The 8,798-nt window shown below is 30.7% G+C and carries 4 protein-coding genes and 1 pseudogene; 2 read left to right on the top strand and 3 right to left on the bottom strand.

Annotated elements, in window-relative coordinates:
• From HMPREF2877_RS02230 to HMPREF2877_RS02240, 3 genes are all read right to left on the bottom strand, one after another.
• Positions 1–2,849, bottom strand: a 2,849-nt coding sequence (locus HMPREF2877_RS02230; protein WP_141751035.1) for a condensation domain-containing protein, incomplete at its 3' end; no start/stop codon positions are given.
• Positions 2,842–6,198: a beta-ketoacyl synthase N-terminal-like domain-containing protein gene (locus HMPREF2877_RS02235; RefSeq protein ID WP_070578491.1), complete on the bottom strand. Its 3,357-nt coding sequence runs from the start codon at positions 6,196–6,198 to the stop codon at positions 2,842–2,844. The genes HMPREF2877_RS02230 and HMPREF2877_RS02235, both read right to left, overlap by 8 nt.
• Positions 6,198–6,839: an SAP domain-containing protein gene (locus tag HMPREF2877_RS02240; protein ID WP_002892324.1), complete on the bottom strand. Its 642-nt coding sequence runs from the start codon at positions 6,837–6,839 to the stop codon at positions 6,198–6,200. Before HMPREF2877_RS02240 ends, HMPREF2877_RS02235 begins: the two co-directional genes overlap by 1 nt.
• A gap of 658 nt (positions 6,840–7,497) precedes the next feature.
• Between HMPREF2877_RS02240 and HMPREF2877_RS02245 the strand changes: the two genes are divergently transcribed.
• Together HMPREF2877_RS02245 and HMPREF2877_RS10815 are read left to right on the top strand one after the other, a co-directional pair.
• Complete coding sequence (locus tag HMPREF2877_RS02245) at positions 7,498–8,355, top strand: helix-turn-helix domain-containing protein (RefSeq protein WP_037598698.1); 858 nt, start codon at positions 7,498–7,500, stop codon at positions 8,353–8,355.
• Between the two features lie 276 nt (positions 8,356–8,631).
• Positions 8,632–8,798, top strand: a pseudogene (locus HMPREF2877_RS10815) (ISL3 family transposase); the annotation flags it as partial.

Below are 8,798 nucleotides of genomic sequence, written 5' to 3' on the forward strand. Positions count from 1 at the left end.
TCTTTTTCAATCTCGTTATTTAGAGATTCTAAATTAATAATACATGAGTGATTAACTTTAGAATCCAACCCTCCGTCTGTAATTACAGCAATAGGTTTTGCATCGTTGAGTATTTCTTCAATCCTTCGATAGCCATCAGTAGTGCTCAAAGGTAAATAGGCACAACGTAATTTAAGTATCGCAAGTAAGACTGCAACCATTTCTACACTGCGATCAAGTGCTACCGCTATAACATCTCCCTGACTAATTGATGGAAGTTTAATAGATAAATTATAAGCAAATCTGTCTACTAAATCTGATAACTCTTTATATGTCACTTCCATGCTATCAGTAATTACAGCAATTTTATCCGGAGTTTTTATCACATTCTGATCAAATCCATCATAAATTAATTCCTTATATGAAACTTCAGACACCGTATCATTGAAATCATAAACAATCTTTTTAAATGTTTCTTTGCTAAGCTTCTTTCCGAATTTTAAATATGAGCGCATCTGCTCAACCGTATAGTTCCTATCAGATACTCCAATTTCTTTCATATTCTCTCCTTCATTCTTTAATAACTGAATCAATGAATCTCTCAAGTTATCTACGATGTGATCTAGAGTAGTTTCATCATAAACCGACTCTAGATAATTCAGTTCAATTTGTAATCCGTACTCATTCTTATTTAAGACTATATCCAAGCTTATTCCGGAAGATTTTGAATACCCAAACTCCTCCTTATACTTTGTAATCGTTGATCTGCAATCAGTAATTACAACCTGAGATCGAGGCAAGATACCTTCTTTATGAAGCCATGTGAGAAGATCTGAAGAATAATTAATTAAATCATTCTTCCTATCCATAAAAATTTTCTTTCCCTGCTGAACTACCTCTATATCTGGTGAGGAATCAATCCAATATAATGTACTATCATCAATAAAATCTTCATAAAAAATGTTTGGATTCTTTGATACTACTACTGGATAAAATTGGGGACGAATACCATTCTCCTTTAAAGCACAAATTAGAGCAGAAAGGAAAAAATCACTGGCATCTAATCCACGTTGCACACACTCAGCCTCAACACTACTCCACATACCAAATGTGAAACACCTTCTTTTTAGCACTTCAAAAGAATCTTCAAGTTTAGTCCATGAGGTTGTAGGAACAGAATCAATATTACTAAATTTTTGTTTCCAATAATTTTTATCAAATTTTTTCTCTTGATAGGAAATTGGAAATTTCAAATCTTTCCTAATCAAGTCAATTTCTCCATTTAGCATCTTTTCTACTTGTTCAATCAGATAAATTATTGAACTAGAGTTCAAATATATCATACTAAATACAAAAACCAGCTCTAAACCGCCACTCGTAGTACAATAACCTATTTCAAGTGGTCTTCGATTTAGATCCATAATATGAATGATATCATCCAAACTTCTTAGCTGGTGATATATTAAGTTTTCTGTCTCCTTAATATAACTAAACTGCTCTATTTCATAAGAAAGAAATGGATATGTGTCAACAAGAGTTCTTATCACTCCATTTAATTCTGATATAGAATCCATCGTAGTCGTAAATTTGCGTAGCACAAAATTTACTTGACCATATTTTATATTATCTAGCACGTATCCTTGTTGCAGTTCACTTAGTGTTATCTCTTTGTCATTTTTTTTCTCTTTATCAATATTTTTAGAGCGCAAAAAGTTATACATTTGAGTTTTTAAATCACTTAATAAATCATCTGTTTCTTCATGGCTAAAAAAACGTCTAGAATAGTTCAATTCCCATATTAGTTTCCCATCTATAACACTAATAATATTTTCAAGTTCTACATTAGGAGTTTGTGATACCTCAAAAACTTTATATTTATCTAAATTACTTTTACTATCTGTATTAACTGTAATCACAAATGGTAAATATACATTACCGTTATAATTTTGTATTTTTTCTGACAATTCAATCTCTGAATTTTCTAAATCTCTATATAGATCATCAGAAATTTTATCTATTGACAACTCGCTCGTTACTTCTATAATTTCTGTATTCGTTAGCGGACCTATGCAGTTTACCGATTTACCTAAAACAGGGTTTCTATTTGCTAAAGTATTAACAATATTTAAACGATCAACCTTTAACCTATTTAACATAACCCTCGCAAAAGCATAAGTGATAAGTGCTGTTAAAAGCATCCCTTTATCATTACAATACTGTATTAGCTGTTTTGTAGAGTTTCCATCAAACTCAAAAGATTTTCTGTAGCGAGTATTATCGTTGCTTGGATTTTTAAATTGTAATGGGTTATTACTTAAGTCTAAATGACTCAACTTGTTAGCCCAATATTTCTCCTGTTGTTTATTACTCCTCTCTTTCCACGAACTATACCATTCAAAGTAACTTTGATTCTCAGAAGTTATTTTTCCCCCATGGTAAGCACTATACATTTCATCAAAAAGTGTTTTAGCACTATATGCATCCACAATCAATGAATCAATACTAAAGTGAAAAATAGTAGAATCAGATAACTCTGTATAAGTAATAGTGTATAGGGGATATTCATCCAATGAATATATCTTATTTGCCAATCGTTCTCTAGTACTTTTTAAATCCAATGATTTAGTAAACTTATATTCTTCATACTCTTTAATATATTGTCGCCCATTCTCATCAAGAGCTAATCTTAAAACAGGATGATTAATAAGTAACTGATTCCAAATTTGATTAACTTTTTCAATATTCAGATTTAATTCCTTCCCAAATTCGAATTCTGTATAAGTATGACATCCCGTATAATCATCGCTGTAACCAAGTTTCCCCAATATATAAGATTGTTGAAGTGCCGAAAGTGGATATTTTTCACTCATTTTCTACTCCTTTAAACAAGTCAATAACTTGCTCATCAGACATATTATCAATATCATCCGACTTAAGTGATGACTCTACATTATTCTCAGTATCATTAATAATAAGCAATGATTCCAAACTTTTGATAGATTGGTTTGAAAATAACTGTTTTAAACTAATATCCTTATTAAATTTCTCTTTTATCATAAATCTTATATTCATAATTTTCAGTGACGAGTCTGTAATATCTTTGAGTGATTTAGAAAAGTCAATATCATTTTGTGAGATATTGAGCTCTCTTTCCAGCAACTCCATAAATTTCTGTCTAATATTAGGTGCTTCTACTTTTCTCTCTGAAGTTGCCCTTTCTTGAGCTATTTTACTAAGATTACCACCCAAATCAAGGAATTCCACCGACATATTGTCTCCTAAATCAAGATTATTTTCAAAAGAAACTAATGATGTTCCAACACCTTCTAGTATACATGTTGCGTTTGTTCCCCCAATTCCAAAAGAATTAATCATAATTCGCGGAGAGCGTTCTTGGAGACATTGAAGATTCCTCGGAACTATTAAGCTCGAATCTTTCCAATTAAATAGACTATTTAGAGGGTAAGCATTAGGAGTGACAAATAACTTTTGTTTGATTAAGCAAAGCAGACCTTTCACTAATGAAGCAATTCCGGCAGCAGCGTTTAAATGTCCAATATTAGATTTTAGGGAACCAATTACTAGGCTCTCTTTTCTATCTTTAAATACTGTATCTAAGGCATTTAATTCTACTAAATCACCTAAGTGTGTCCCTGTACCATGACACTCCACAGCAGTGATATCATCTACCCCCAAAGCACTTTGCTTTAATACATTATTTAACAAGCTAACTTGTGCTTGACCGTTTGGAGCTGTAATCCCATTTGAACTGCCATCTTGATTAGAAAATGCACCATTAAGACGTGCAAGTACTGTTAGATCATTTTCCAAAGCATAAGACTCTTTTGTTAAGAGAATCACTGCCCCACCTTCACCGCTTAAAAAGCCATCTGCTTTGTCTGAAAAAGTACATTGCTTCTCCGTATCAGAAAAGATATTCAACCTAGATGTATCAATAAAATAGTCTTTACTCATTTGTATAGATACGCCACCTGCAAGTGCAAGATTGCATTCCCCTTGCTTTATACTTTCCATCGCTTCTATGACAGCTACAAGGGATGACGAACAAGCCGTATTAATCATCAAACTTGGACCAGAAAGATTATAATAATAAGATATTCTATTAGCAATTAATGCTGTTAAATTTCCCAAGATAGCATCTGGTGAATTACGATAATCCCTCTTTATACAGTTTCTAAAACCAGATTCGTCTGCTCCTATGAAGACACCAATATTATTATCAAATAAGCTTCCTCTTTTAAAACCGACTTGTCTAAATAAATTTTCAGTTTCCATCAATAAGAATCTTTGCTGAGGGTCCATTAATTCCGCTTCTCTGGTAGTCATTTCAAAAACAGAGTTTTGAAATCTATTCCAAGTACTTAAAAAGCCTCCTCTTTTAACATATGTACTTTCCAGAATAGTATGCTTGTTACTATAAATTTTTTCTAACCCCAGTCTGTTATCTTCATAAAACGAAGTCTTTCCTTCAACTAATCCAGAATAAAGTTCCTCAATATTAGAATATTCTGCAAATCGTCCGCTTACTCCAACAATTACAATATCATCTGTAACTGCTTTTCTATCCGTCTCTCCAACTTGTTCAAATGTTGAATCAGACGTCATCTTTTCTAGGAGTTTTCTAGGAGTCTCAAAATTATAAAAGTCCGATGCTTGTATATCACTATTTAATTTCATCTTCAAACGTCCAACTGCTTCCATTATTCTTGTAGAATCCATTCCGATATCAATAAATTTACTATCTAATAGTTTTCCTTCAATCCGTTTACCAATTACTTCACCGATAATATTTTTGGCTGAATTCAAAAAATTTTCTTGTGTAACTAATTTATTATCATCTGCAGCTAATTGCTTAGATAGACTTTTATAATCAATTTTATCATTCGGTAGTTTAGGAAGTTCTGAAACAATATGAAAGCTCGTAGGAACCATATAACTTGGAATCTTCTTAGTCAGTTTTCGACGAATTTCAACAAAGTTGTCTTCCTCACTATTAGTAACAAGTACAGCGTGTAATTCCAGCTCCCCATGAGATTTCACTGTAACTACAGCAAGTTCTTGATTCTTATAAATTTCTTTTAAATATCGTTCAACTAGTTTCGTATTGACTCTTTTTCCACTAATCTTAACAATATCATCTTTTCGCCCTTCAATTTCTATTTTCCCACCATCCCGTTCAACAACAATATCTCCCGTCTTATAGTATTTTCTATGAAGTTTAGTCTCTTTATCACCTGTATAGCCAATAAATAAATTCTCACCTTTAACAATTAGCTCCTGATTTTTAATCATTAATTTATAATAAGGAGCTTTTCTTATACAAGACTTTCTGTTTTTGATATATTCTGTAATTATAAGTGTGCTTGTCTCTGTAGAACCATAATCATCTAGAAGTATGAATGAATATTTCTTTATTATTAGATTAATCAGAGCATTGTCCAATTTTTCACCAAGCGAAATGACATATTTCAATGACTTTAATACTTTATCGCTTATCTTATATTTGATCCAAAATCGTAATATTGTAGGATTTAGTGTCAATCTAGTGATTTTATGCTCATCAATAAAATTAGAAAAAGTATTGATATCTTGCATTACTGTATTGGGGATAAAAACAGTTGTATTTCCTGAAAAAAAAGCCCCGAATAAGTCCCATTCACTAGGAATTGTACTGATATAAGCACGCTGCCCCATTATCTCCTCTTCTGAAAATGGGTAGATAGAGCACATCCAGTTAATTCGCTCTAAAAGATGCTTCTCACCGTGCATCACTCCTTTAGGAACACCTGTTGACCCTGAGGTAAAATAAATAAATCTACAATCTTCAGATATACTATTCTCATTTTTATTTAATACTATTGTAGAATCTTCTTGTACAAGAAGGTTTATATTTAATTGATTACTAACACTATCAATATATTCATCTGGGTACTCAGTATCAAGTGGAACATAAATGTAGTCCAAGGCAGAGCACGCCACTATATATGCACTAACCTGATAACTACGAGTTAAATTCACACCAATTACTGCCCTTTTGGGTAATTCTAAGTCTTTTAATTTGACAATTAGTTTCTCTACAAATTCTAAGAATTGCAAGTAAGAAATATTTATGGAACGATCTGATTCAAATTGAGTATATGCAATTTTATTCCCCCAATTTGTACAGATTTCTCTTATTTTTGAATAAAATTCTCCCATTATCTCTCCTCCTTCTTTAAAAATGATGAAATATCATCTTGATAAAGTTCTACTAACTTTCTGTTATATTTTTTGGGCATATCTGAATCTCTTACCTTCCCCCATAGTATTGCAGCTACTTTTAATGGAGTATTATAAAGCGAGGAGATTTTATCATTTCTAAATTCACGTACAAAGTTATTCCATTGGTAAGTCTTTTCTTCATTATTTCCAGTTAAATCCATAGTTCCTTTCTCATATACATCAATCAAATCTTGTATAGTAGCTTCTACATCATTATTCGATTCAATCTCTCTCATTTTAATTCCCATAGCTTTATTAAACGAAAATTTCTTTACATTATAATATTTACAAAAAAACTTTCGTGTTTCATTGTTTAAACTAACTCCTGAAGCTATTATCTTTGTGTGAGGAGTAATTTCACTAGCTGGTATTCCTGACCGATTGTTCTTTCTTACTGGCTTAATTAAATGAGCAGGGGTCCCATTTAAAAATTGTATAATATATACTGCTAACTCATATTTTGTACCATAAGTTGGTAAGTTATACTTTTGACAAATTTCCTGCAATTCAGTCTTATACCAATAAAATTTTTTAAACTCACTAACACTTAGTTTTTCTGAGAAAATAGGACGTTTCATTTATGTCTCCTTTTTAAAATATAATCAATACTACTACCATTATATATTTTTATTTAGCTTAGTAATTCTTCATAAAAGTAATTGTCCCTACTTAATCTATTATTGAGTTACAGTGAAAACATTTTTTAATACAAAGAATAGAATTTACTACATTATGCTTTTTTATTACAATATCAATTAGAGTATTCGATTCAACTTAGATCGTGTAGTCCATTTATTAATCTTAATTTTATGCTTTGTCATAATCGTGCTTGCTTTCCTCTCAAAAAATCCTAGTTTTTAAATCTAAATCTACATTATTATAGTTACGAAAATATAAAAAGGCTCAATTATCTTAAGAACATCAATAGATAGACATCCTAAACCTCAAATAAATGAACCTTTTAAAATCAAAAGAAGAGCTGTCTGCAAAATACTTTTCATAAAGTTCCAATTAGCACATATCAAATTGGAATAAGGGTCTTGGAACAAAGCTAATCTTCTTAAATACTTAGATTTCCCTACAATTTTCAAAGAAATAGTAAAATCAACCACATATAGTTACCTCCACACTTAATGTATTGATGGTGTTACTATAACTCAAATTAATTTCCATTGGACATTTAGTTGCAAATAATGTATCATAGTCACAAATATGTTACATAGTATGGAGGTGGCAATGAATTTTGGACAAGCAATCGATCATCTTAGACGTCAAAAACATTTTTCAGTAAAACAAATTTGTGGAAATTATCTTTCTAGGCAAACATACTATCGTTTTGTGAACAATGAAGTTGATATTTCTTCTACAAAACTATTTTACCTACTGAATCATCTCAATGTTAATGTTGATGAATTCCTATTTATCTGTAATAATTTTCAATTGGAAAAAGAATTTACTGATATGGAGAAAATTAAAATCTATTTTGAAAAAAATAATATAGTAGGATTGCAAAACTTACTGACTAGCTACTCGTCACAAATAAACGTCAAAGAGAAAATCATTTATGCATTAATTTCATCCTTACTTGGGAGACTAACCAATACAAGCTCTTGTACAGAAGAAAAAATTCTTCGTGACTATCTAATAAATATAGAAACCTGGACTCACTATGAAACTGTTTTATTTAACAATGCTATGTTTATATTTGATAGCGAGTTCATTGAACTGATTTTTCGAAAAATTAATTTAAACTTGGAAAAGTATTCAACATTAAGATACTATGGCAACGAATCAATTAGGATGTTCATAAATATGATCATTTTATACATTGACAGACAAGATATCAGACGTGCAAAAGAAGCTTTACAAATTGCTAAAAATTTTAAAATAAACGATGATTGTATGTACGAAAAAAGTTGTATCGTATTTTTTAATGAGGTACTAAATTTACTAAATGGAGAAATAAGCTCTCTAAAAATTTGTAAATCAATTATCAAATACTTTAATTTAATTGGTAGTCTTTCAATTGCTGCCATGTTTGAATCGTACTTAGATACTCTTATAAAAAATAATCCTCACATTACATTTAACTGATTGAGCAATCCATCTTATAGTTTAGATTATCTTACAGACTACATATCTCACTTTTATTGAAGGTTTTTTTCTTCATAACTATTTATTCTTTATTTTGGATTTTTGATAAAATCTAAGATTAAAAAAGCTTTAGTTAAGAATGACTAAAGTCTTTTGACTCTATAATTTCTGTAGTGGGTAAAACCACTGTAGAGATTATAGAGCTTTTTGAATGCAGACAAAAAGTCCCATAAGAACTATAATGAAAAGCAACCAAACCATCATTAGGAAGAACTTATGAGACTTATTAAGAATACCACAGAATTAATCGGAATTAAAGACCCAAACATCATTATTTCTCTTGTTTTTGAAACTGATACTCATATCGAAATTCATGCAAAACTGGATTACCCTGCACCACCATGCCCTCATTGCCAAGGAAAAATGATCAAATATGACTTTCA

Source organism: Streptococcus sp. HMSC072D03 (assembly GCF_001812855.1).
GTDB classification, from domain to species: domain Bacteria; phylum Bacillota; class Bacilli; order Lactobacillales; family Streptococcaceae; genus Streptococcus; species Streptococcus salivarius_D.